Source organism: Sphingobacterium sp. SGR-19 (assembly GCF_011043555.1).
GTDB lineage: Bacteria > Bacteroidota > Bacteroidia > Sphingobacteriales > Sphingobacteriaceae > Sphingobacterium.
Genome location: NZ_JAAKGS010000001.1, coordinates 860,517 through 883,871, shown reverse-complemented (window position 1 = coordinate 883,871; position 23,355 = coordinate 860,517). Strand labels below are relative to the sequence as shown.

Annotated in this window: 25 protein-coding genes and 1 tRNA gene; 12 read left to right on the top strand and 14 right to left on the bottom strand. The window is 40.0% G+C overall.

What is annotated here, in order from left to right; all coding sequences use genetic code 11:
* Position 1: 1 nt before the first annotated feature.
* Together G5B43_RS03895 and G5B43_RS03890 are read left to right on the top strand one after the other, a co-directional pair.
* Positions 2-856: a hypothetical protein gene (locus G5B43_RS03895; protein WP_165293372.1), complete on the top strand. Its 855-nt coding sequence runs from the start codon at positions 2-4 to the stop codon at positions 854-856.
* A gap of 57 nt (positions 857-913) precedes the next feature.
* Entirely contained in the window at positions 914-1,210 is a 297-nt protein-coding gene (locus G5B43_RS03890) for a hypothetical protein (RefSeq protein WP_165293371.1), read from the top strand.
* Here the strand turns inward: G5B43_RS03890 and G5B43_RS03885 are convergent.
* The 3 genes from G5B43_RS03885 to G5B43_RS03875 are packed head-to-tail and all read right to left on the bottom strand — an operon-like array spanning position 1,188 to position 2,366.
* Positions 1,188-1,580 carry a DoxX family protein gene (locus G5B43_RS03885; protein ID WP_165293370.1) on the bottom strand — a complete coding sequence of 131 codons (393 nt, stop codon included), beginning with the start codon at positions 1,578-1,580 and terminating at the stop codon, positions 1,188-1,190. The two genes, G5B43_RS03890 and G5B43_RS03885, sit on opposite strands and share 23 nt — an antisense overlap.
* Positions 1,581-1,582: 2 nt before the next feature.
* Complete coding sequence (locus G5B43_RS03880) at positions 1,583-2,044, bottom strand: SRPBCC domain-containing protein (protein WP_165293369.1); 462 nt, start codon at positions 2,042-2,044, stop codon at positions 1,583-1,585.
* Position 2,045: 1 nt separating this feature from the next.
* A complete protein-coding gene (locus tag G5B43_RS03875; RefSeq protein ID WP_165293368.1) occupies positions 2,046-2,366 on the bottom strand; it encodes a metalloregulator ArsR/SmtB family transcription factor in 321 nt (106 codons plus the stop codon).
* 136 nt (positions 2,367-2,502) lie between these two features.
* Here G5B43_RS03875 and G5B43_RS03870 point away from each other — a divergent pair, with 136 nt between their 5' ends.
* From G5B43_RS03870 to G5B43_RS03850, 5 genes are all read left to right on the top strand, one after another.
* Complete coding sequence (locus G5B43_RS03870) at positions 2,503-3,048, top strand: DUF1697 domain-containing protein (RefSeq protein ID WP_165293367.1); 546 nt, start codon at positions 2,503-2,505, stop codon at positions 3,046-3,048.
* A 24-nt stretch (positions 3,049-3,072) separates the two neighbouring features.
* Complete coding sequence (locus tag G5B43_RS03865; protein ID WP_165293366.1) at positions 3,073-3,372, top strand: DUF202 domain-containing protein; 300 nt, start codon at positions 3,073-3,075, stop codon at positions 3,370-3,372.
* A gap of 80 nt (positions 3,373-3,452) precedes the next feature.
* Positions 3,453-4,217: a type I methionyl aminopeptidase gene (map, locus tag G5B43_RS03860; protein WP_165293445.1), complete on the top strand. Its 765-nt coding sequence runs from the start codon at positions 3,453-3,455 to the stop codon at positions 4,215-4,217.
* 281 nt (positions 4,218-4,498) lie between these two features.
* The gene (locus G5B43_RS03855; protein WP_165293365.1) at positions 4,499-6,142 is read left to right on the top strand and encodes a sensor histidine kinase; all 1,644 of its coding nucleotides are present in this window, start codon (positions 4,499-4,501) and stop codon (positions 6,140-6,142) included.
* Position 6,143: 1 nt separating this feature from the next.
* A complete protein-coding gene (locus tag G5B43_RS03850; RefSeq protein ID WP_240904719.1) occupies positions 6,144-6,893 on the top strand; it encodes a LytR/AlgR family response regulator transcription factor in 750 nt (249 codons plus the stop codon).
* Positions 6,894-7,062: 169 nt separating this feature from the next.
* Here G5B43_RS03850 and G5B43_RS03845 read toward each other — a convergent pair whose 3' ends face one another.
* On the bottom strand, positions 7,063-7,329 hold the full coding sequence (locus G5B43_RS03845; protein ID WP_240904717.1) for a YciI family protein: 267 nt from the start codon (positions 7,327-7,329) through the stop codon (positions 7,063-7,065).
* 312 nt (positions 7,330-7,641) lie between these two features.
* Between G5B43_RS03845 and G5B43_RS03840 the strand changes: the two genes are divergently transcribed.
* Entirely contained in the window at positions 7,642-8,187 is a 546-nt protein-coding gene (locus G5B43_RS03840) for an OmpA family protein (protein WP_165293363.1), read from the top strand.
* A gap of 149 nt (positions 8,188-8,336) precedes the next feature.
* On the opposite strand, the gene G5B43_RS03835 is transcribed toward G5B43_RS03840, so the two are convergent.
* Positions 8,337-8,409, bottom strand: a tRNA-Lys gene (locus tag G5B43_RS03835).
* Between the two features lie 106 nt (positions 8,410-8,515).
* Positions 8,516-9,382: a peptide chain release factor N(5)-glutamine methyltransferase gene (prmC, locus tag G5B43_RS03830; protein ID WP_165293362.1), complete on the bottom strand. Its 867-nt coding sequence runs from the start codon at positions 9,380-9,382 to the stop codon at positions 8,516-8,518.
* A gap of 77 nt (positions 9,383-9,459) precedes the next feature.
* Here prmC and ribD point away from each other — a divergent pair, with 77 nt between their 5' ends.
* Positions 9,460-10,521 (top strand): bifunctional diaminohydroxyphosphoribosylaminopyrimidine deaminase/5-amino-6-(5-phosphoribosylamino)uracil reductase RibD, encoded by a 1,062-nt coding sequence (gene ribD / locus G5B43_RS03825; protein WP_165293361.1) that lies wholly within the window; start codon positions 9,460-9,462, stop codon positions 10,519-10,521.
* Here ribD and G5B43_RS03820 read toward each other — a convergent pair.
* The 6 genes from G5B43_RS03820 to G5B43_RS03795 all read right to left on the bottom strand — a co-directional run bounded on the left by G5B43_RS03820 (position 10,518) and on the right by G5B43_RS03795 (position 17,452).
* The gene (locus G5B43_RS03820) at positions 10,518-10,898 is read right to left on the bottom strand and encodes a hypothetical protein (protein WP_165293360.1); all 381 of its coding nucleotides are present in this window, start codon (positions 10,896-10,898) and stop codon (positions 10,518-10,520) included. The genes ribD and G5B43_RS03820 overlap by 4 nt on opposite strands.
* Before the next feature lie 97 nt (positions 10,899-10,995).
* Positions 10,996-11,649 (bottom strand): ankyrin repeat domain-containing protein, encoded by a 654-nt coding sequence (locus tag G5B43_RS03815; RefSeq protein WP_165293359.1) that lies wholly within the window; start codon positions 11,647-11,649, stop codon positions 10,996-10,998.
* A 259-nt stretch (positions 11,650-11,908) separates the two neighbouring features.
* Positions 11,909-12,280 (bottom strand): hypothetical protein, encoded by a 372-nt coding sequence (locus tag G5B43_RS03810; RefSeq protein WP_165293358.1) that lies wholly within the window; start codon positions 12,278-12,280, stop codon positions 11,909-11,911.
* A gap of 89 nt (positions 12,281-12,369) precedes the next feature.
* Positions 12,370-12,948 carry a Crp/Fnr family transcriptional regulator gene (locus tag G5B43_RS03805; RefSeq protein WP_165293357.1) on the bottom strand — a complete coding sequence of 193 codons (579 nt, stop codon included), beginning with the start codon at positions 12,946-12,948 and terminating at the stop codon, positions 12,370-12,372.
* Between the two features lie 52 nt (positions 12,949-13,000).
* Complete coding sequence (locus G5B43_RS03800; protein WP_206367213.1) at positions 13,001-15,604, bottom strand: DUF5686 and carboxypeptidase-like regulatory domain-containing protein; 2,604 nt, start codon at positions 15,602-15,604, stop codon at positions 13,001-13,003.
* A 162-nt stretch (positions 15,605-15,766) separates the two neighbouring features.
* Complete coding sequence (locus tag G5B43_RS03795; RefSeq protein ID WP_165293356.1) at positions 15,767-17,452, bottom strand: RluA family pseudouridine synthase; 1,686 nt, start codon at positions 17,450-17,452, stop codon at positions 15,767-15,769.
* Positions 17,453-17,554: 102 nt separating this feature from the next.
* On the opposite strand from G5B43_RS03795, the gene G5B43_RS03790 reads away from it, so the two are divergent.
* Complete coding sequence (locus G5B43_RS03790; protein WP_240904713.1) at positions 17,555-18,082, top strand: Dps family protein; 528 nt, start codon at positions 17,555-17,557, stop codon at positions 18,080-18,082.
* Positions 18,083-18,181: 99 nt separating this feature from the next.
* A complete protein-coding gene (locus G5B43_RS03785; RefSeq protein ID WP_165293355.1) occupies positions 18,182-18,601 on the top strand; it encodes a DoxX family protein in 420 nt (139 codons plus the stop codon).
* A gap of 18 nt (positions 18,602-18,619) precedes the next feature.
* Here G5B43_RS03785 and G5B43_RS03780 read toward each other — a convergent pair whose 3' ends face one another.
* Both G5B43_RS03780 and G5B43_RS03775 read right to left on the bottom strand, forming a co-directional pair.
* Entirely contained in the window at positions 18,620-19,840 is a 1,221-nt protein-coding gene (locus G5B43_RS03780; RefSeq protein ID WP_165293354.1) for a DEAD/DEAH box helicase, read from the bottom strand.
* Positions 19,841-20,255: 415 nt separating this feature from the next.
* The gene (locus G5B43_RS03775; protein ID WP_165293353.1) at positions 20,256-21,368 is read right to left on the bottom strand and encodes a Gfo/Idh/MocA family protein; all 1,113 of its coding nucleotides are present in this window, start codon (positions 21,366-21,368) and stop codon (positions 20,256-20,258) included.
* Between the two features lie 247 nt (positions 21,369-21,615).
* Here G5B43_RS03775 and G5B43_RS03770 point away from each other — a divergent pair, with 247 nt between their 5' ends.
* Positions 21,616-23,334 (top strand): hypothetical protein, encoded by a 1,719-nt coding sequence (locus tag G5B43_RS03770; RefSeq protein ID WP_165293352.1) that lies wholly within the window; start codon positions 21,616-21,618, stop codon positions 23,332-23,334.
* Positions 23,335-23,355 lie beyond the last annotated feature (21 nt).

The following is a 23,355-nucleotide window of genomic DNA, read 5'->3' as shown; positions in this document are numbered from 1 at the left end:
GATGACGATTATCAAACCCCTTTTCGCTCTATTATTGACATTGATTTTATTGCTATCTTGTAAGACGCAATATCAAGGTTCACCGCAAACTGGCGTGGAGATTAGTGACCACTATAGGCTGGCTGATTCCATATTACAGGTCGGGCTGGATAATGAGGCACTTTTTACGCTGCTCGCAGACATTAAGCCTATGAGCAGTCTGGTTTCTTTTTCTTTTCCGATTGCCAATACGGATTCTACGAAATTGTTGGAAGGAAATATACTCGAACCAGATTCTGCAGGGGCATATCTTGCGGAAATTGCTTGTATACAGCGGGCGGTCAATTCCATAAACCTAGACGGTTTGGACGTGGTGTTTGTACCTTACGCAGCAGCTTACGGGAAGAACCGTTCGCTACAGGTTAGTGTGGTTCGTACCGCGTTGCTGGATAGCCTGTTGGACGCGCAGCAGGCATTCTTTGGACAGTTTGGCATAACACGGGGTGCTAACCCGGCAATGGTCGTAACGGCCAACGAGTATGGTAAGAAATACGATCGCCTGCGCGGCTATGGATACTTGTTCGGCTACCCCGATTATGCGGTAGACTTTTTTGTCGAGGCGTTTCATACCGCTGATACTTCTGGTAAGCATGTGGAAAGAGATTTCTTCCGGATGCCCACGTTTAGCTCAGAAGAGGGGAATTTTGTTTACGCTGTGCCGAAAGGTCATCGCATCGGCCAGCTCGACTCCTTGATTGACAATCGTGCTACAAATCTCTTAGAGGAATACAAGAGATGGCGTCCTCGCTATCTCAGACCAGATAGTACCCTCCGTTCGCAGGAATTGATCCGAGATTTTATAGGCAAGCAGAATTAACCGGTTTAGCCGAACATTTTTCTTGGGAATGTTGTTCTTTTAAATAACAAGATATACATGATGAGTACAGTTCTAAGAATAGATACGATGAAAGAAATTAGTTTGTTGACAGCCTTACTGCTGAGTGGTATCATTTTATTGTCCTGTAACGGGGAATCAGGCTCATCATCGACGGATAAGACTGATTCCCTTGAACGGCCGACCGAAAATAATGGTGTTCCGCTGAATAATCTCGAAAGAGATAGAGACACCGATACCGTTGATCAGCGAATAGATAATCATTCCGGTGTCCCATTGGACAATTTAAATCGTGATAACAGCAAGGACACAGTTAGCCGCCCGAATCTGGATTGAGTAACTTTTTACTGGCAGGCCTGGAATACCAAGAGAGAATTGTCAAGACCAACAATAGGGACGGTCCAAATAAAGTTGCCATGTTATCTCCGATGCAAAGGTGGGAAATAATGGCTCCGGACATCAAGAAGAAAAATCCGGCATAAGCCCATTCTTTGAGCAAAGCAAATTTTGGAAGGAGGATAACGACTACGCCGAGTAACTTCCAAACACCGATAATGGAAAGGAAGTATATGGGATAACCTAATTCCAAACTGGTTTTTTGGATTTCTTCTTCCATTTTAACTAATTGCACGATAGCAGTGGACGTCATACCTAGCGCCAACCATACCGTCGAGATCCAGTATACTATTTTATTCCGCTTGTTCATGATTATTGTTGTTTTAGGATTTCCTGTAATCTGTTGTGTGCCATATTTAAACCTTGTGCAAATGGCATCTGGAGTAGCTGATCCCGGAATGCAACATTTTTGAAAATAATTTGCATGGTTAATTTACTCGTGTTATCGTCTAATGCCTCAAACTCGAAAAACTCTAGCTGGACAGGAAAGTCCGTGTTTTCCATTTTAAACGTCCGTGTTATCTTTTGATTTGGGACAAATTCCAAAATGACACCGCTGGCACTGAATACAACATTTCCTTCATAGGAAGTTTCGAATTGCCAACTTCCATACTTTGTATTTTCTAGTTTTATAACTTGCGTACCCATCCACTGTGCTACGATGTCTGGATCTTCATAAGCTTTGAAGAGTAATCCTAACGGTAAATCGAATTCCCTTGTGATAAAGAGTTCCTGTTTGCCCTCTTCGGCGTGTACTTGTGTTTTTAGTTCCATGCTATTTGGTTTTATAATTTTTCATTAAAGCTTCTAATTTGTTGAAACGATCATCCCATATTTTGCGAAAAGGTTCGATGAAATCTGCTATTTCCTTCATCTTGGAACCGTTTAGATGATAGATGATCTCCCGGCCATTTTGTTCGGGTTGCAGAAGCTCACATTCGGCAAGGATTTGGATATGTTTGGAAACAGTAGGCCTGGCCGAATCGAAATTTGAAGCAATAGCTCCTGCTGTCATAGATTGTGTTGCCACCAAAACAAGAATTGCTCTTCTTGTCGGGTCCGCGATCGCCTGAAATACATCTCGTCTTAAATTCATTGTGAAGTCATTTGGCTACAAATATAAATGTAGTCATTTGACTACGCAAATATTTTTATAAAATTATAGACCTAAAATAAAACTTTATCTATCTTGCGGTTATCAATCAGTTAAACATTAAAAATACTCACCGGTAATGAAAGTCTCTAATTCTGATAATAGATTTTGTGCATTTTTAAGAGGGGTGAATGTCAAAGGCACGAATATGAAAATGGCGGAAGTCTGTTCCGTTTTCGCGGAAGCGGGGACGAAAGATGTTTCCGCTGTTTTGGCGTCTGGAAATATCCTGTTTTCCTCGGAAGAAGAAGTGGAAGAGTTAAAAAATACACTGGAGGAGGCTATGTCAGCACATTTTTCCTACGAAGCTTTTCTATTCATCAAAAGCAAGAAGGAAATAGAGGCTATTTTTCGTGAAAATCCTTTTGAGACAAACCCCGGATACCATATTTACAGTTTCGTTGGTGTGGATGGGATAGAAAAAATATTGATGTCAGAATTTGAGAAATCAAGAAAAGCACCGGGAGAAGCGGCACAGATCATAGGCTGTAATTTTTATTGGACTGTTCCTAAAGGAAACACTCTCGATTCCGAGTTTGGAAATATATTGGGACGAAAGAACTTAAAAAATTCTTTCACGTCACGTAATATCAACACTTTTGAGAAAGTGTTAAAGAAAATATAGCACACGACTATTGCTTTTGTTTATATGATGAATAAAGATTTAATACTTCGGGAAAAACTTGCGCTCGCACGTACCGTGTTGGCCAATCAATCTACCTTGTTGTCGTTTATACGGACATCTATGTATTTTCTGGTGGCCGGTGTTAGTATCAATAATTTAACGACTATAGAACAGGGACATCTTATCGAAATTGTATTTATTGTGATTTCGGCAATTCTGTTGGCGGTTGGAATTTTCAATTTTTTGAAACAGAAAAAGAATATCGCCGATAGTGAAAAACACATTGGCGATTATAAGATGGAGTATATGGATAGCAAACGGTAAATGTCCGTTTTTTACTTTACCAAACCTCATTGAAGGTATACTTTTGTATCCGGTATGGTAATAGAAAATTAAACGGAACTATGTTGATAACCAACGAAGGCGATATAATTGGAATGAAGAGAGTGAGTGATGCTGTTGCTCTCACTTTGAAGGAAATGAGAAATTACGTTAAAATTGGAATGTCCACAAAGCAATTAGACGACTACGGAGCAAGAATACTTTCGAGCTTCGGGGCAAAGTCAGCGCCTCATCTTACTTATGGTTTCCCAGGCTCAACGTGTATAAGCGTAAATAATGAATTTTGTCATGGTATCCCTACAGAAAATAGAATACTACAAGAGGGCGATCTGATAAATATAGACGTCTCTGCAGAACTCGATGGCTTTTGGTCTGACAACGGAGGTTCGTTTGTACTCGGAGAAGACATTCACCAACATCAAAAGCTTATTGATGCATCAAAACAGATTTTACAAAAAGCAATAAATACCATAAAAGGCGGAGTGAAAATTTCTGACATTGGACAATTAATGGAAACCGAAGCTAAAAAAAGAGGGTTCATGGTGATTAAAAATCTCGGCGGACATGGTATCGGAAGGGGATTGCACGAGCAACCTGACGAGCTGATGAATTATAAAAATCGATTTGACCAGAGACGGTTTAAAAAGAATTCGGTAGTAGCTATTGAAACTTTTATATCAACTACTTCCTCTTATGCAATAGAGCTTGATGACGGTTGGACAATGGCTGGAGACAAAGGAGGTTATATGGCGCAACATGAACATACGATTATTATTACCGGAGATAAGCCCATCATATTGACGGAGATGAATGGAATTTGGGGTTAACTATCTAAAGCCCAACTCGTAGGCGATTTGGTTAATGGTCTTGCTGCTGTCTAGTATCTTTTGTTTAGCCAGTGCCATTATTTTTAACTGGATGTATTCCAAAACCGTTTTGCGACAAAATAGCTCACAGAGGGCAAGCCTATGGCCTGTGGTTTGTCCGATCGGTAATTCAAATACTGCACAAAATATTACATTTACTAATTCAAACACTGCCCTTGCTGTTTTATGGTTTTAGTTTTGCTATTATTGTGGCAAGTTTGATGAAAATTAAACCCAACACCATGAAAACGATCGTCTTTACATTTCTTAGCTTCATCATCACGCTATCGACAGTACGTGCACAAAAAGGCATCAACTTCTATATCTCCTACGATGCCGGAGGAAGATTAACCATGCATGTTGATAGCGCAGCAAACAATGTCTATTATGGCAATAAATTTCCCAATCAACCCAACACCTCTTTTAATTATTTGCCGGAAGTCAACCATGTAAGTGTCCAGATGTATTTTCAAAAGACAGAGAATCCGCAGAACTATCGGTACACCATTTTGGCCGATGATGAACCGATAGCGGTAAACAAGCCGATCAATAAAGAGGAATTAAAAGATGTCATCAGGAAAGATCATGAATGGAAAGACGAAGTACTGGATTCCACAACACTTGGTGTCTTCCCTATAAAAGGCAAAACCATTACAATACTAACTTATGACATCCAAAGACCGCAAGATGTTTATGAAAATGTGTTTTACGGGAAGTCTATTCCGAGACCAAAAATTGAAATCATAGCAAAGCGTTTCGCAACTGAAAAAGGCATTGACTACACTCGTATAATACGGCCAAAAGAAAGAATAGACCTCACTTTCACTGAAAAAGATGACGAACTGACTATTATAAAAGACAAGACATATATTGACTATATCTACTCCACCTCCATAAAAGATAAGAAAACAGATAAAATAATCTTTGAATCCACTTCATGGCTATATGGCGGCTACCTTAATGAAGAAGGTAATAAGTATTTACCTCATGTAAAGGTCGACAAAAGCATTTTTAAAAAATCGGGAGATTATGAAATCATCATTCAGCCAAAGATTCGATGGGATATATCCCATGAGGGTATTTTCGATTATGATATTTCACCACAAGAAATAGAAAAATATACAGCCAGATATACACTCGCTATCACTTTAGATCAAGAAAGCTACACAAAAAAAGAAGCTTTTATATATACCCTTATTATAACATTTTCTCTTGGGTTCGTTTTTCTTGTTATCTTCTACTTTACGAGAAAAAGAAACAAGAAAAAGCTAGCAGAACAAGAGCAGCAAAAAAACATCGCAAAGCTTCAGCTTAACTCCATTTGTTCCCAATTAAACCCTCATTTTCTGTTTAATGCACTCTCTGGTATTCAAAATCTGATGAATAAGAACGAAACAGACAATGCCAATAAATACCTTTCTAAATTTGCTCGATTAACGCGCAACGTACTTGATTATAAAGAACTGATCAGTTTGTCACAAGAAAAAAACTTATTAGACGACTACCTACAAATGGAGCAATTGCGGTTTGGCTTTCAGTACGAAATCAATCATTCCGAAGACTTGGATTTAGCTAACATAGAAATACCAAGTATGCTGTTGCAACCTTTTGTAGAAAATGCAGTGAAGCACGGCATTTCGCAACAAGCTACTGCTGGAAAAATCGTCATTGAATTTATGAAGCAAGCAGATGATTTGGTCTTGACTGTTACCGATAATGGAAATGGATTTGACACGGGAAAAAGGTACCCTGGTTTAGGTCTTCAATTAAGCGACAGTAGAATAGCGCTATTAAATAGTATTTATAAAGAAAATCGCTTTATCTTAGCTACACAATCGTCTGACGACGGAACTAAAATAGGATTGACATTAACGGATTGGCTATAACATGATGAGAGCAGTTTTAATAGATGACGAAATTTCCAATGTAGAAAATCTACGGACTTTGCTGGAAAAGCACTGTTCGCAGGTAGCTATAATCGCAACGGCGCAAAATGTAAGTGATGCCGTTGATGCTATTGAAAAACATTTACCTAATTTGGTGTTTCTGGATATTCAAATGGGCGATAAAACAGGCTTTGATGTACTAAAACTGTTGCCGTCACGTAATTTCGAAGTTATCTTTGTTACCGCTTACGACCAATATGGAATACAAGCTGTGAAATTTGCCGCTTTAGATTATCTTCTAAAACCTATCGATATTGAGGAATTGATGCATGCGGTAAATAAAGCCGAGCATAAATTGGCTACACAAATGCAAACCTCGCAGCTCGATTTTTTACTGCAACAGCTAAAAAAGCCTGAAAGGAACGTGAGCAAGATTGCCCTACAGATGCAAGGCGAAATAAGGTATGTTGCTTTATCAGATATCATACGTTGTGAAGCAGCCAATACATATACTCACTTCTTTCTTTCGAGTGATGAAAAAATATTGGTTTCTAAATCACTTAAAGAATATGCAGATTTATTGTGCCCCAACGGATTTTTAAGAACGCATCAAAGCCACTTGGTGAATCCAAAATACGTGAAAAGCTGGTTAAGAGAAGACGGCGGTATTTTACTCTTACTATCCGGTGAAAAAATACCCATTTCTAAGCCTAACAAGGATAATGTAAAACAAGCCTTACAACACTTCTAGTTAACTTATTGATTGAAGTGTCGAGTTTAAACAGTGTTTCATTGTAGAATTTATCCATTCAACGCCTTAGCTGGCTTTCAGTCAGCCAAAATGACGGCAAAGTACAGCCGTCATCTTGGCATATTCCTGTCGGAATAATGTGGTAAAAGTTCCTTATGTGATTTTTGGATTAATCACGTTGTAAAACTTCTCTCACTTCAATACTACCGCCTACTTGGTCAAAAATAGGATTGGCTTTTGCCATTTCTACGGCTTCATCAATGGTATCAGCTTTTATGACGATGTAGCCACTGATAAACTCCTTGATTTCGGTATAAGCACCGTCCGTTATGACATTGTTAGACTGAATGGTTTTTGCGTTACCTGCAAATGGCAAAAGTGTATTGCCTTTGTCCACTAATTTGTTTTGCGAGGCAATACCTGCTAACCAATTCATCCTTTCCTGCATTTGTTCGGGTGATGGTTTGAAATCTGAAATGTCCTTTAGTCTGAAAATTAATGCAAATTCTTTCACTGTCTTAAATTTTAAATTAAATATATAATAATGACGACCGAGTTTACGGAATGGGGACAGGTTCTTTGATTTTTATAAATACCTGTCTGTATCCATTACTTCGATCGATGAAGCAATAAAATGACATTTTACCTCCAAGAGGTATGGCGTACAGCCAAAATCATCCGTTTTGCTGGGGAGGATAAAAGAATATATAGTATCTTTGGGGCATACACTTTAATAAAGGAACATACTATGAAGCGTATAATAAAAAGCCTTTTAGCAACAAGTTGCGTTCTATTGGTCTTACACCTGTCTGCCTGTAAGTCCAAAAAAATCGTGGTTAATCCAGGTAGCCAGGTTGAACAGACACCCGTACGGGAAAAGCCCGTAGAGATAGTGGAAGAACCTGCCATCGCTCAAGAGGATCCGCGCAAAGACGCTGAGCCGGTGGTCGAAAAACCCAATTTCAATTTCAAGAACGTCCTGTTCGAATTTGATTCTAGTGTACTCAAAACCGAGTCCTATGCGGTGTTGGACGATATCGTTCGAGAGATGCAAAAAGATCCGTCGGCCAATTTTATCATCAATGGACATTCATCTGTCGAGGGTACGGCCGAATACAACCAATCGCTATCTGAGGACAGAGCCAATGCGGTCAAGCTCTATATTGTCAACGCCGGAGTGCCATCAGAAAATCTTAGCGCCAGAGGATTTGGTGCTTCCAAACCGGTCGCATCCAACGATACAGAAAGCGGGAGGGAACAAAATCGGCGGGTAGAAATATCAGTCGTACAATAGCCGGATTTTGAACTCTTCGGTTCTCATCCCGCTGGGATTGGTTCAGTCCCACATTGCCCAAACTCATGTCTGAACCTTCGAGAATCGAACCCTTGGGTTCTCATCCCAGCTAACAGCAAAAGCAACCCCTTTAGAGTTGCTTTTGTTTGTGATCCCGCTGGGATTCGAACCCAGGACCCATACATTAAAAGTGTATTGCTCTACCAGCTGAGCTACGGAATCTTACTATACTTGCGTTGAAGTGTTGCAAAGGTAGAAAAAATGTTTACTCTTGCCAAATACCTGATTGTTTATTTTTAATAGATTGCTTTAACCAGCTGTTTTTCATTTAAATAATTTTAAAACGCGCTCTTATCATTCGATCTACTTGGTTTAAATCCTGACGCAATGTTACGTCTTCATAGCCTTTTTTTAATAAGAGATCACACGTCTCGCAGCTCAGATATTGATTAATTTCGAAATAGAGACTACCGTTCGGTAACAAATGTTTTTTCCCCATTTCAGCAATAACATCATAGAAAAGGAGAGGGGCCTGCTCCTCGACAAAAAGTGCTGTATGCGGTTCATAAAGTAAAACATTGTTTTGCATGTCTTTTTGTTCGGTTGGCGTGATATAGGGGGGATTACTGACGACAACATCATATTGCTGGTTTCTTTGCATAAAACTGTCCCACTCCAAAACATCTGCTTGGATGAAGTTAACCGAAAGATTTAAATTAGCAGCATTAGCACGGGCAACCGTTATAGCCTCGCCTTGCAGATCAATCGCATCAATCTGCGCTCGGGGTAAGTGCTTTTTAAGGGCAAGTGCGATGCAGCCAGATCCCGTTCCGATATCGAGTATGGACAACTGTTCACTATTTTGATGCTCCTTGACAATCCATTCGACTAGTTCTTCGGTTTCGGGACGGGGAATTAATGTATGTTCGTTTACCGAAACGCGTAGCCCATAGAAATCCGCTACCCCAAGGATGTGTTGTATCGGACGTCCTGTTTTCAGCTCCTCCAGTATGCTCAAAAATCGATGTAACACTGTTTCCGTGATTTCGTTTGTGCTGTTCAACATGTAGTGCGTGTGGCTTTTCTCGGTAACAAAAGAGTATGACATCAAAAACAGCTGTTTAATTTCCCCTATGGGATATAGTGGTAACAGAGCTTCTTCATACATATTTGCTACATCCTTGAATGTTTTCATCTCATTAAATTAAGACCACAAACTTACAAAAGCTGATTACACTTTCGATATTCTTTGGTAAATACTAAGTTTGCAATATGGTACAAGACGAGAGATATATGCAACGTTGCCTGGATTTGGCGACGCTTGGAGCTGGTACGGTTAGCCCAAATCCAATGGTGGGCGCTGTCATTTTGCACGATGATCGTATCATTGGCGAAGGTTATACCTCTCCATATGGCGGGCCTCATGCTGAAGTGAATGCAGTGCAGGATGCCTATCGAAAGTTGGGCGAAGCAGAAGCAAAAGTGCTCTTTCGCACATCCACGATGTATGTCAGTCTGGAACCCTGTTCTCATTTCGGAAAAACACCACCCTGCGCCGATATGCTTGTCGAACTGCAATTCAAGCGGGTAGTTATTGGCTGTCTCGATCCGTTTGCCAAAGTCAATGGCCAAGGATTAAAAAAACTACAACAAGCGGGTATTGATACAATTATAGGTGTACTGGAAGATGCTTGTATATTGATCAATCGGCGGTTCTTTACACGGATTCAACAGCAACGCCCCTATGTTATACTGAAATGGGCACAGACGGAAGACGGTTTTTTCTCGCCTGAGGACGCAGCGCAGCAGTGGATAAGCAATAAAGCGAGCAAACAACTTGTGCATAAATGGAGAGGGGAAGAGGATGCGATATTGGTCGGCACATCCACTGCTCTTATTGATAATCCGGCATTGACGACGCGATTATGGCATGGAAAAAGCCCAAAGCGTATATTAATCGATAAAGAATTAAAAGTATCAGCAGAGGCGACAATTTTTAATGAGGAAGCTGAAACGATCGTATTCAACGCACATCAAACGGACTGGCAAAAAAACAGGAAATTGATTGCATTGGAGCATTTCGATCTCTATCTGCCACAACAGATGTTATATCAGCTTTATCTGATGGATGTACAGTCCTTGATTGTCGAAGGAGGTGCGAAAACACTACAATCGTTCATCGACGCAGGAATCTGGGATGAAGCGCGCGTTTTTGTTTCTCGGTTTCATTGGGGAAAAGGGAGGCTTGCACCTCAATTAAAATCAACAGTAAGCAGCATCCAAAAGGTGGGTACCGATGACTTGAGGATTTATTTCAAAGAAGGGTATGCTTAATGTATTTTTGGTGTATCCAGAAGATCGGTCACATACCCCAATACTTCCTGTTCGGTGTGGCCATCTTCCAACATAGAGAACGTAAGATAGGCGGCGTATATCTCGGCGCTGAATACGACGTGTTTGTCTGAAACTATTTTGTCGATTACATCTTCATGGACATTGATTCCGATATGATGCAATTCATTGTGGAGATTGGTAGAGATGGTGCAGTGTTCTTCTCCGGATGCAAAAGCGACAATGATATGTAGTATGAACTTATCCAAAATTTCCGAGCTGATTTTGGTTGCCTTTTCACCATAGTCACTTAGATTGATTCTTGTCTTAGCACTATTGACAATTTTATCCCAAATGAGGTATTCCGTTTTTGTGTGCATAGCGATGGAAGTTTATAATCTACCTTAAAGGTAACAAAAAGAAAATATACGCCAAAAATATGGATGTATTTTTTTATTATATAAAACGTTAATATAATTAGGCTACCCGTAATATTTCCGCCAGCTCCTTATGTCCCTTTTCGAGAGCTAGATCAGAAGCGGACAAGCCCATTTCCGTTTTTACGGAAACATCTGCTCCGCTTTCCAATAAGATGATGATCATATCAATATTGCCTTGTTGTGCGGCGATATGCAATGGTGTGATACGGGCATGTTGTGCCACGTTTACGTTTGCGCCGGCTTCAATTAACATCTTACTTATCTGATCATAGCCTCCGGTAAGCGCTGTATGCAGCGGATATACATAATACCCATTTTGGGAGCTTATATTGGGGTCTGCACCTTTTGCTAAAAGTGTTTGCACAACCTTTTCTTGCCCGAAATGTGTCGCTATGCCCAAGGGTGTAAAGCCGTGTGTGGAAACCTCGTCAATGACTTCAGGTTTCTGTTTGAGCATGATCTCTATCTGGTCTACTAAGCCGATCGCACAGGACTCATGGATCGTGATGGCGGTTAAGTAATTTAATATCGTTTTGATTACTTGGTCTTTGTGGTAATAACAAGCGAGTAATAAGGGAGATATATCATGGCTTGTTTGCTCTCTCAAAAATTCCGGTTGTGCACGCAACAATATTTCCAGGTCATGGTGATTCCCTGTTTCAATATATTCTTCTAACTTATATAAGCTCATTGTATATCCTTTGAAGTCTACGAATTAAATAAAATTTTGTGAAAAACGGATAAAATGTGAATAAGATTTGATGTGTTCAAAAAAATATGGTGTAGCTATACTTCGACATTTGCCAATAAACTCTTTAAAATGCTGTGGGGTTCTTAATTTAAAGCCTACTTTTGTATTAGCCCTCCCAAAGGGCATGTTTTTCATAGGTAGATGTAGGGCCGAATGTCACAGTTCGGCCCTTACTTTTAATCCCTACCGTTTATACTTATCATGCAATCCCTTCCCTTAACAGAAATATATTACCCGCGGGATCTTCGATCCAATGCATGGATGGATCTATTTCCTCCACTTCATCACATATAGTAACATCATTTACACGCAAATAATTTGTGGCACTTTCTATATCCTCCGTACTTATCTCTAAACTTATTTTTGAATCCGTTATTCCCTCAACACAGTCCAACCACAAAATGTTTTGTCCAAAATCCAATCGGTGCGTTGCCAATACAGCAGAGTGCGTTATAGGTACTTCCTCCACATCAAATAAGAGAATGTCCCTATAAAATGCCACTGTTTCTTCGTATTTTTCTGGTGGAATCTTCATAGCAATATTCACACCGCCTTTGAATCTAATTTCCATAATAAACGGGGTTTTGGTCTCTTCAACTATTCAAAAATAAAGCACTAGGTGTTGAAGTTACTTGCCGTAGGGCAAGTTTTCAAGAGACGCTATTTATTCACCAGTTCTTTTCGGATACGACTGAGGGAGGTATCGGTAATACCCAAAAAAGTAGCGATGTGTTTTAATGGTGCTTGCTGAAAGATAAGTGGTTTCTCGGCCAGGAGTTGTTTATACCGATCTATTGCTGATAGGCTGATGATATCTATAGCTCTTTTTTTGGTGATGAGTAACTGATAGGCCATCCAGGCACGTCCCCATTCTGCCAGTGCGGGAATGGTCTCGAACAGCCCTTGGAATTGTTCGATCTTTATTTTCCACAATATGCAATCTGTTATACAGATAATATTCTCTTGCGTAGGGATATGATGGAATATAGAAGCAACTTCAATGACGACTTCGCCGGGGCAAAAGAAGTTGGTACTGATATCATTACCTTCGTAATCATGAACGAAAGAGCGGGCAATACCTTCGTCTAATATATAGTAGCAATCGCTAATTTGCCCTTCACGCAATAGTAGATCACCTTTTTTAAAGGAGACTTTTTCATGCCGTTCTATAATCCGGTCGATATCAGCATAGGACATAGTCGGATATTGGTAAACTAGGCGAAGTTTGTCTGGGTACATAGCGGGTTTTTGTTTTAAAAATAGATTTTTTTTTAAACAAAACACATACCATTTAAAAATCAAACTTCACCCTGACCCGGATACCGTGTTTCGGTACGTCGGGTTGATCGAGATAATTCAAGCGTTTAACGTAATCTACTCGGATAAATTTAAAGATATTGGTTAAGCCTATACTAGCTTCGACATAAGGTCTGCTTCCAAATCCATATGTAATTGGTTCATTGTCTTCATTCTTTTGAAACTGGAATACATTGCTCGTATAAGCAGGGTTGTTCTCATTACGTAAATCGCCATAAATCGCCTTGATACTGAACACCTCACGCCATTTCAATTTTTTTATCAAGGGTACTTTGTTCAACAGAAACCCGTTCATATAATATTGTACGTTTGCGGAAATAGAACGGTCACTTACAAATTCTAGGAAATTCATAAGATTATAAGACCGAAGCTGATAAGCATATGTTTGGTTCGCCCGATGGATATTCAAAAATGGGAATGGGATATGATCTCCAAGAATATAATTTCCTTCTATATTTACGTCAGCATAGCCAAGTTGTGAAAAATAAAAGCGTTTATCTGCTCCTAACGTGAAATTATGATAATTGTATTCTCCTCCTAAAACATCTTTAAGACCGGCGACATAGTTGAGGTAAAAGATGGGGTATTTGTTATATATAGGTGTGCGGTACAATTTGCCTTGATAAAACTCTTCATGGGGTGCATAGCGTAAACTGACAGAAAGTTCCGTTGTGTTAAGTTCATTGAACAATCTATTATTTCCATGATCATCCAACATTTGGTACGACAATATGCCAGCTGGCTGTTGCCGCCATTTGGATAAACCGATGAGGTAGGAGAAATTGTTTTCAAATTCGCGTTTATATTGCAAACGGTAGATATCATTGTAGAGATAACGCTCATTCTCACCCCGTTTAAACGATAACAAAAAATTATCTTCTTGAACAAATTCTAAATTTTGTCCCGGGATTTTCGTATCTCGCATAACAGACGCTCGTAGGTAATGTTGCGGAAATGTATATACCGATTTGTTGTTGAGGGCGTAGGTTCCGCTCAAGAAATATTTCCATTTTTCGTCTTTAAATCCATAGGCAGTGTAAGCTTCGGCATAAAATCGTTTACTTAGTCTATCCGTTGTGCGTCCACCCAAGCGCAATCTAAAGCCTTCTACCGGATTAAAGCTATAAAACGTATTGACAGGACCAATCTCTACCGGCCCTGCTTGTTTATAGCCCGACAGAACTAAAGCACTTATATCCATAAAGCGCTGAAAGGAGGGAATAAGCTGTAAGGTGTCGATATTACGATATATGTTTTGCTCATTGGGCTTCAGTGCAATTGGACGATGGGTTGTCCAATATGTTTCATTTAATGTGGTATCATTTTCTTGAACGGCTTTTACGACTGACGGTCCTGCATAGACGCTGTCGGGTCGGGCAATACCTGTTCGGAAGTCATCGAAAGTTACGGTGCGATTGCCCTTGATACCTGTGCCTTTATCTGTTAACGAGAAATCCAATCCTAAAGAGCTTGTCTTTAGATAGTAACGGTTGTTAACATCCTGCTGAAAGTCGAGTTTGACATCCAGATCGCGGACAAAGTTGAGGTTAATGTCGTCGGATACAGTAAGATTGGCCCGTTTAACAGCATATTTCCCATCCAGGGTAATATATAATTTTCCCTGGAAGAGAAGATCGGCTTTATTCCGGGGAAAGAAACTTAATTCTACCAAATAAGGAGTTTCTGTTTTAATTGTATCGGTGATGTAAAATCTATAAAACGTCGGTGATGATCCAGCAATCGGACTTAAAAATTGATTTGTTACCAATTCGATATTGCTTTCGTAGATATCGATATCTTGGTAGAGTTTATTAAAGTATGTGCTCAAGCCATCGTTGTCTACGAATTTAGGGTCGAATTGCGCACGCTGTTCTGCTAAAATAAGCTGCTTTGTCGTATTTGGTTTTTTACGTGTATATACCTGCGACAACCTTTCTTCTATAAAGGCAGGTAGCGTATAGCCTCTCGTGGTGCTTCCTGTTTCTACGTCTTCTTTTTCAAATAGAAATTGGTAATTTTTAAATATTTTTCTGTTTTTGAATTTTTCAGATAGGTTGCTCAGACCTAGAGAAACTTTCTCATACTGTCGATACTCGGCATATTCGTAAGACGCGATTCGATTTTCATCTTTATGGGCAATAACCTTTCGTATAAGTTCGACAGCCGGATTGTTTTTATTGGAATATTTGGCTCGTTTCGGAGCTGTAATATTTACAGTCTCAATCGTGTGTTCCTCCGGAACCAGATAAACTGTTAATTCTTGGTAAGTTTCGCCACTAATACTTACATCTTGGGGTTCGTAGCCTACAAAGGATATACGGATTTTGTAAAAATTCGGCTCGACTTTTAATATGAAATTTCCATTATCGTCAGTCGATGCTGCGGTCGTGGATCCTACCGCTGCGACGGTGGCATAACCAATAGGTTCTTTATTGGTTACATCCATTACTTTTCCTTTTAAATGAAGGGTTTGTCCGAACGATAAAACGGAAACAAAAATGAATGCCATAAGCATTCCGGGCTTTAACCTATAGGCTAACAGCTTGTTGGTAATTGACGTTGCGCGATAACCTGACATAGTATATCTCTTTATGAACCTTCTACCTGACTTTTAAACTATGCAAGTCAGTTTTTGAGGAAGTCGAACAAAAGTAATAATACTTTAAATGATTCTAAAGAATGAAGTGTGACGTGGGGAGAATGTGACTTTTTCTTGATAAACTAGGGAAATGGTTGGTTATTAGAAAGGATCTTCTGCTGTAAAAGTTGTCAGCTTTCCGGTGCTAGGATGAATGAATTGGATATACCCGGCATGGAGGTGTAGCCTGTTTGCACGTTGCCCGTATAGATCATCACCCAGTATGGGGGTATGGAGTCCTAGGTGATGGGCGGCGTGTATGCGAAGTTGGTGTGTACGGCCGGTCAATGGAAAAAAATGGATACGGGTAAGCCCATTGTCATGGGTAAGTACCTCGAACTTCGTTTGTGCCGGTTTGCCATATTTGTAACACACTACTTGTCGGGGACGATCGTCTAAATCGACCCGAAGGGGTAAGTTGATAAGTCCATTTTTTAGGTTCACCATCCCATCTAGTATAGCAGTATACCTTTTTATGACGGTATGTTGTATGAATTGTTGTTGAATAAATTGATGTGCGTCTTTATGTTTCGCTAATACCAGAATACCGGATGTAGACATGTCCAGCCGGTGGATAATGACAGGGCCGGAAACCTCCGGATATTGTTCTAATATTCTGGTATAAACGGAATCGGTAATATGGATGCCCGGAACAGAAAGAAATTCCGAGGGTTTATTAATGACGATAATATCGTGGTCTTCGTGAATAATGTCAAATGTACGTCCGAATGCTGGATTTATGCGCATCGGATTGGGCGCCACTTGTAAACCTTTTAGCATGTGTGATAGTATGGGCTCACATTTACTTTTACAAGCGGGATAGAAGTTTTTGTGTTTCCGAACTTCGGAAGATGGTGAAACTCCCCACCAGAATTCCGCCATACAGATAGGCTTTAATCGATGCTGGTATGCATATTGAAGCAATTTTGGGGCCGCGCACTCGCCAGCGCCTGCCGGAGGGATAGGCTGCTTGCTCTCGGCAAAAATGGCTAACACATTTTTCGTTTCCTCCCGCGCATTCAAAAATTGATATTGCTCAAATAATCGCTGTTGCAGCGTTGCAGACTTTAATTTACGACTGCTTTTTAAACTTTCTATTTCCTGCCGCTTATCCTGAATTAATATTTCAATAGATTCTAGTTGTCCTTTCCATTTGCTTTTAAGGACGGCGTATTCATGTTGGTCACGATAGCTTTGTTTGATGAGATCGGTTTCCAACAACTGATAGTCGGCGACCGACAGTATATCCTTGCTTTCCGTTCTTATTTTTTTTCGCTTTGTTTTTTCCTCTTTCATATGGAGGCGATAAGTTTTTAACTCTTCGTCAGCCTGTTGCTGTGTTTCTTTGAGCTGCCGGAGGAGTGCCGGGAAATCGGGAGAACCTTCTAAGGTTTCAATTTTTCGATTTAATGCGTTGATTTGTTCTTCTTCCTGCAAGAAAAAGCTCTCTTTTGTCAGCATATCAAAAATAGGCGGTACAAAAAAGGTGTGTTGATTCGTGCCCGCAAGTTTTCCAGAACACGCAGCCAGATAGCCCATTTGACCGTCTTCATTTTCCACTACTAATACACCAAACATCTTACCAATGGCAGAACCTTCCATTTTCTTTAAGCCAAAGTTGTGCGTAAAGTCCTGTTGCTTTTCGAGATAGATCTGCAATTCTTCAGCAGCTATTTTACTGAGTTCATCAGGTTCATAGCAAAAAGGGAAAGTGAACACTTGGGGTTTTGGTAGTGCGGTAATATCCGATTGAAAATGATGAAAAAAGCTAGGGCTGTTGGCAACCATGCGGACGAAAAACTTTGTGCTGCAAAAATAGAAAAAAACCAACAAAAAGCCGTAAATTGTGTTAATCTCAATAACACGTAATTTTTACTTAAATTTTTAATTATGAAAACGGATATGGAAGAAACAGACACAACTGTGCTTGAAAAAGCTCTAGCGAGCTCGGCTAGCATAGGTATTAAAGAAAAAGACTCACATGCTGTTGCAGCCATTTTGAATAAGTTATTGGCCGACGAACATGTGCTGTATGTGAAAATCCGGAATGCCCATTGGAATGTGGAAGGACCTGATTTTCATTCCCAACATTTGTTTTTTGAAGGTCTATATGGTGAATTGGCAGAAACCATTGATGAAATTGCAGAACGTGTTCGTTCGATTGGGCATTATGCGGTGGGTACTATGAAAGAATTTCTGGAGCTGACCCAATTGACAGAGAGACGTTATAAGAAAAACGATAGTCAAGGGCTTATAAAAGAACTATTATCGGATTATGAGGCTATTATTGTATCCATTCGTGAGCAGATAGACAAGGTTGGTGAAAAGCATAACGATGCCGGAACGGAAGATTTTTTGGTTGGTATTATGGAAGCACACGAAAAAACCGCATGGATGCTACGTGCACACCTGCGTTAGTGTGACCTACCGCCGTTAATAGAGACGTAAACGATTTACTATGAAGGGTATTGTTGCGTCTCTATTTTTGTTATATTTACCATGATATAATCTTTATATATGAAGAAATTTTTTCTAACCGTCCAGAAAGGAACAACATCTAGCAATTTTGCAGCGTTTGTCCTGCGGGTAGGTTTTGGTGTACTGATGATACCTTACCATGGCTATGCTAAGCTAGTTGAGTTTAATGAACGTAAGGATGGATTTGTTGATATATTGGGGTTGGGCAGTACGGTGTCATTGGGCCTAGCCGTATTCGCAGAATTTTTCTGTTCGGTTCTATTGATTCTCGGTTTATTCACCCGCTTGGCTACAATCCCTTTACTGGCTACCATGTTGGTAGCTTTGTATATCCATAACTGGGAATTATTTGGGGAATATGAATTAGCCACTGCTTTTTTTATAGCTTATCTCTCGATTTTAACATTGGGTCCGGGCAAATTTAGTTTAGACTATCTGATTTTCAGACGTAGAAGGTAAGGGTAGAGGCAAAACGGATTATTCCGTTTTGCGTTTAGGAAATTTCCGAAAAGGTTTTTTCCGATTGTTATTTTTCTTTTTGGTTCCCTTACGTGGTTCGTATGAAGGACCTTCTGCAAAATCAGGAGGCAATGGCGTTTTCGGTATCTCTCTTTCTATCAACCGCTCGATACGGGCAAATCGATTTTGATCCTTTTCGTTGATGAATGTAATGGCGGTACCCGTGGTGGCTGCTCGTGCGGTGCGCCCAATCCGGTGTACATAATCTTCCGGATCAGGAGGTACGTCGTAATTCACGACCAAGCTAATCCCAACAATATCGATACCTCGGGAAATGACATCCGTACCTACCAGTACCCTTATTCTTCTTGCCTTAAATCGTTGCATGATATCTTCCCGTTGTACTTGTTCCAAATCCGAGTGGAAACCTTCTGCAACAATTCCCTTTTTAACCAATTCTTTGTTTAACCTTTTAACGATGTCTTTTTTTGAAGCGAAAATAATAACACTCTCATAAGTAGGATTATCTAATATATGTTTGATAAGCTCCATTTTATGCTCATCATATACCAAATATGCTTGTTGGTCGATTCCTTCAGAGGGTTTAGAAATAGCCACGTTGATTTCCAGGGGCTGGTGAAGTATCTTCTTTGCCAGCGTTCGGATTTTTGGAGGCATTGTTGCAGAAAATAATAGACTTTGTCTCTTTTTGGGCAATGCACTAATAATGCGCATGATATCATCATGAAACCCCATATCCAGCATACGATCTGCTTCGTCTAACACGAGGTGTTCCAAATGGCTGTAATCTACCTTTCCCGATCCCATGTGGGCGATAAGCCTACCCGGAGTTGCAACAATGATGTTTACTCCCTCTTGAATTGCTCTTCTTTGCTGTTCGTAACCCGCGCCATCTCCACCACCATATACACATATAGAAGTGGCTCCGGTAAAATACCCAAATCCCATAATCTGTTGGTCGATTTGTACGGCGAGTTCCCGGGTAGGAACGAGGATAAGGCTATTAATCTGTTCTCGAGGATTCTCGGCTATTTTGTTCAATAGAGGCAAGAGATAAGAAGCTGTTTTACCTGTACCTGTTTGTGCACAAGCGATAATGTCCTTTCCATTTAAAATAACCGGAATCGTTTGTTCTTGAATGGGTGTAGCTTCTTCAAACCCCATACTATCAAGGCCCTCCTCTAATGTGGGAGAGAAACCAAATTCAATAAATTTCAATATCTTAATTATTCATTTTGGCTAAAATTAGCGTAATAATTCGGATCAAACAAATTTTAAGATGTATCTTTTTAAAGATCTTTTTTCACCACAGGCATACCGTATCCACTCGTAGATCTATGAATTCAATTTGTTTTTCATTAATAATAATCGGTGTTTTTAATTTTTGTGTTAAAAAAATTATGATTTTTTTGGAAAAATCATAATTCGTTCGTATGTTTATAGTTGTTTATTCCAAGTAAGCAATCTATGTTATAAGCAAAGAAATCATCGGGGGTATAATACGAATCCGCCTCTAGGTTAAAAAAAATATTCCGTTCGCTTTTCCTAGCGGACATAAGTTTGTTTCATTTTGTTGTTTAGTAATCGAGTGATCGCTCAGAAGCCCCGCGGAAATCGCGGGGTGGATGGGCGTTTATACTAGTTCGACTCTCTCGCCTGTCTGACAAGATTTATAGATGGCGTCTATTATTTTTAAATCTCTTAAGCCTTCCTCGCCATCAACGGATATAATAGGCTCTTTCCCTTCTAGAATAATAGACGCCATTTCCTCCATTTGTATGGTTTGATGGGTAACATGCTGTTGTGTAAACGTACCCTTATGCGTCCTTCCTTCTATAGGTCCATAACCGGTGGAAGGTTGCATCTCGGCAAAACCCTTTTCCCCGTTTAAGAAAAATCGATCGAGGTTATTCATATTATATGTAGACAGACAAGAAGATACGGCACCGCTTGGAAAACCCAACTGAAATAATATCGTTTCATCTACACCCTCCTTAAATTTTACCGGATCTGTCTTCATTTCCTGTGCGGTTGCCCATATGGGTTCTTCCCCGACCATGTAGCGAGCGCCATTGACAGCATAAATGCCAATATCCATTAAGGAACCACCACCAGCCAAGGCTCTATCCAATCTCCATTGGTTAGGATCACCTATCCTAAACCCGCATTGTCCTTGAAAAAAAAGGATTTTTCCAAAATCACCGTTTTGTCTCATGCGGACAACTTCGAGCGTTTTCGGCTCAAAATGCAGACGATACCCAACCAATAACTTAACCTTCGCCTCCTTGCATGCCCGAACCATTTCTTCGCCTTCTTTCGCATTTAAGCCCATTGGCTTTTCGCAGATTACGTGTTTCCCTGCTTTTGCGGCTCTTATAACCTGATCGTGATGTAACGCGTTGGGGGTAATTACATATACGGCATCAATGTCGGGGTTATTCTTTAGGTCATCAAAATTTTCATAGTTGTAGCAGTTTTTCTCTGGAATTTGGTATTTCGACTGCCATTCCTTGATCTTGGCGGGTGTTCCGCTGATTACGCCCACCAATTTAGCTTTTTTACACGCCTTCATAGCTTGTGCAACGCGTGTTCCATATCCACCAAGCCCCATGATAGCCACCCGTAAAACCGGGCCGTCATAGGGTTCATTGTCAATACGGAATGAGCCAAATTGCCAGGAAGGGAGCAAAGGCAACACCATGGCTGAATAGGTAATCTTCTGAAGAAATTCTCTTCGTGTACGCATAGGGTTCGAGTTTAATTTTCTATCACCTATAATTAACAATAAAAAGAAGAAAAGGTTTAGAAGCGGGTTTCTATGTAAATTTGAATAATCTAAACCTTTTTGTGATTCAATATGTTCATTAAAAAATAGATAAGACTATGGTGTTACCGATTATATTTGCGGTTCTGTTTATTGCACTTGGAATTTTCTTCGTGATCAGGAGCCAAAAGAGGAAAGAAACGCGTAAACCCAGATGAGGCTAAGCGGGATGATGAAAAATATACGTTCAATACCTCGTATATGGATGTGGAGTGGAGGGATTCTGTTATTAGTGCTTATAGTTGCAATGTCACTAGGTGCATACTACGTACGTAATTGGAAGCCCAAAATCAAAGCCAAACTGGAGGGAGTTGTCCAACAAAAAAGCAAGGGGCTGTACACGTTGACTTATGACGATATGGAACTGCAGATCCTAACAGGTACCGTTCGTCTGACGAATGCGGAACTGGTTTCTGATTCCACAGTTTACCGTGAACAGATTGAGTCGAAGACCGCGTCAGACAGCCGTTTCCATATTAAATTAGAATCCTTAGAAGTGAAAGGCGTGAACCTCTGGTCTGCTTTGATACGCAAAAAGTTATTTATCAAACATGTTACATTGAGGGGAGCAGACTTGCTCGTGCTGAATGAACCCCAGGCTTATAACGATACGGTTAAGCGCGATAGGGCCACTTCGTTGTATGATCGTATTAAAGATACTTTCAAGTCGATACAGGTAGACAAAGTGAGTCTAGATCGTTTTAATGTCGTGTACTCAAAGACAGAAAGCGGTAACACAAACGAGATAAAAGTCGACAGTACACAATTCCGATTTTATGATATTCTGATAGATGAAAACGCAGCAGAGGATTCCACACGTCTATATTATTTCAAAGCCCTACAGATAGATATTCCAAAATTTGAATACGAGATTCCGACCAGCCCTTATAGAATAGGTTTTGAACGTTTGATGATAGACAGTAGGGAGGATCAACTGTTATTGACGAAAATCGACTTGTCACCGAAGATTAACAAAGTAGATTATTTCCGAAATGATAAGGAGAATAAAGCTTTGATTTTTCTAAACTTTGATACTATTCGAATGGAAAAGATCCGTTTTCGAGATATATTTGATAGGCAACGGATTTCCTCTATATACGTACATATGGCCGGAGGTACAGCCTCATTTCACAAAGATAAGCGCTTTCAAAAAGATAACGTAAATAAGATAGGAGAAGCCCCACATCAAAAAATAATGGCGGTTAATCTGCCACTTTACTTTGATACAGTTTTTGTAGAAAACATAGATGTTTCCTATCACGAGTTGAGCGGGAGATACCATCGTGAAGGTGTGATTACTTTTCAACAGGCACATGGTGATATTACCAATGTCACTAACGATACAAGTCAACTGGAAAAGGATAATTTCATGCGAGCAGATTTGCAGGCAAACCTGATGGGATTGGGAAGATTGCATGCCCTATTTGGCTTCGATATGCTGAGCAAAAATGGTAGTCACTCTTATGCTGGAACGTTAGGAAGTATGGAAGTATCAGCTTTTAACCGTATAATTACACCGCTGCTTAATCTCCAGTTTGCTTCTGGGAATGTGCATCGTATACGTTTTGACATGCAGGGAAATGACTACAGAAATTGGGGTAAACTCTATTTTGATTACGATCAACTTAAAGTGAATCTTTTATATCCTCCCGATGCGGAAAGCAATAAAAGAGGAAAGCGCGGTATCCTCACGTTTTTAATCAACCAGCTTTTAATCAATGATAGCAATCCGGATGCAAATGAAGTGTACCACATTGGAGAGATAGATTATGAGCGTGTTCCCGAATATTCTCACTTTAAAACCATTTGGAAAAGTCTTCAGGAAGGGCTGCAACAAACGGTTGGTTTGAGCGAAAGCAGTAAACGGAAACTGAATGAAAGGGAGTAATACCCATCCGGTTAAAAGAGA

Coding starts and splice junctions, on each gene's coding strand:
- G5B43_RS03880 (WP_165293369.1), bottom strand. CDS start 2,044: ATGGAACTAAAAACACAAGTACACGCCGAAGAGGGCAAACAGGAACTC.
- G5B43_RS03785 (WP_165293355.1), top strand. CDS start 18,182: ATGAAGAAATTTTTTCTAACCGTCCAGAAAGGAACAACATCTAGCAAT.
- G5B43_RS03775 (WP_165293353.1), bottom strand. CDS start 21,368: ATGCGTACACGAAGAGAATTTCTTCAGAAGATTACCTATTCAGCCATG.
- G5B43_RS03805 (WP_165293357.1), bottom strand. CDS start 12,948: ATGTACCCAGACAAACTTCGCCTAGTTTACCAATATCCGACTATGTCC.
- G5B43_RS03870 (WP_165293367.1), top strand. CDS start 2,503: ATGAAAGTCTCTAATTCTGATAATAGATTTTGTGCATTTTTAAGAGGG.
- G5B43_RS03795 (WP_165293356.1), bottom strand. CDS start 17,452: ATGGTTGCCAACAGCCCTAGCTTTTTTCATCATTTTCAATCGGATATT.
- ribD (WP_165293361.1), top strand. CDS start 9,460: ATGGTACAAGACGAGAGATATATGCAACGTTGCCTGGATTTGGCGACG.
- G5B43_RS03875 (WP_165293368.1), bottom strand. CDS start 2,366: ATGAATTTAAGACGAGATGTATTTCAGGCGATCGCGGACCCGACAAGA.
- G5B43_RS03865 (WP_165293366.1), top strand. CDS start 3,073: ATGATGAATAAAGATTTAATACTTCGGGAAAAACTTGCGCTCGCACGT.
- G5B43_RS03850 (WP_240904719.1), top strand. CDS start 6,144: ATGATGAGAGCAGTTTTAATAGATGACGAAATTTCCAATGTAGAAAAT.
- G5B43_RS03885 (WP_165293370.1), bottom strand. CDS start 1,580: ATGAACAAGCGGAATAAAATAGTATACTGGATCTCGACGGTATGGTTG.
- G5B43_RS03840 (WP_165293363.1), top strand. CDS start 7,642: ATGAAGCGTATAATAAAAAGCCTTTTAGCAACAAGTTGCGTTCTATTG.
- G5B43_RS03800 (WP_206367213.1), bottom strand. CDS start 15,604: ATGTCAGGTTATCGCGCAACGTCAATTACCAACAAGCTGTTAGCCTAT.
- G5B43_RS03855 (WP_165293365.1), top strand. CDS start 4,499: ATGAAAACGATCGTCTTTACATTTCTTAGCTTCATCATCACGCTATCG.
- G5B43_RS03790 (WP_240904713.1), top strand. CDS start 17,555: ATGAAAACGGATATGGAAGAAACAGACACAACTGTGCTTGAAAAAGCT.
- G5B43_RS03770 (WP_165293352.1), top strand. CDS start 21,616: ATGATGAAAAATATACGTTCAATACCTCGTATATGGATGTGGAGTGGA.
- map (WP_165293445.1), top strand. CDS start 3,453: ATGTTGATAACCAACGAAGGCGATATAATTGGAATGAAGAGAGTGAGT.
- G5B43_RS03845 (WP_240904717.1), bottom strand. CDS start 7,329: ATGAATTGGTTAGCAGGTATTGCCTCGCAAAACAAATTAGTGGACAAA.
- G5B43_RS03820 (WP_165293360.1), bottom strand. CDS start 10,898: ATGCACACAAAAACGGAATACCTCATTTGGGATAAAATTGTCAATAGT.
- G5B43_RS03810 (WP_165293358.1), bottom strand. CDS start 12,280: ATGGAAATTAGATTCAAAGGCGGTGTGAATATTGCTATGAAGATTCCA.
- prmC (WP_165293362.1), bottom strand. CDS start 9,382: ATGAAAACATTCAAGGATGTAGCAAATATGTATGAAGAAGCTCTGTTA.
- G5B43_RS03815 (WP_165293359.1), bottom strand. CDS start 11,649: ATGAGCTTATATAAGTTAGAAGAATATATTGAAACAGGGAATCACCAT.
- G5B43_RS03890 (WP_165293371.1), top strand. CDS start 914: ATGATGAGTACAGTTCTAAGAATAGATACGATGAAAGAAATTAGTTTG.
- G5B43_RS03895 (WP_165293372.1), top strand. CDS start 2: ATGACGATTATCAAACCCCTTTTCGCTCTATTATTGACATTGATTTTA.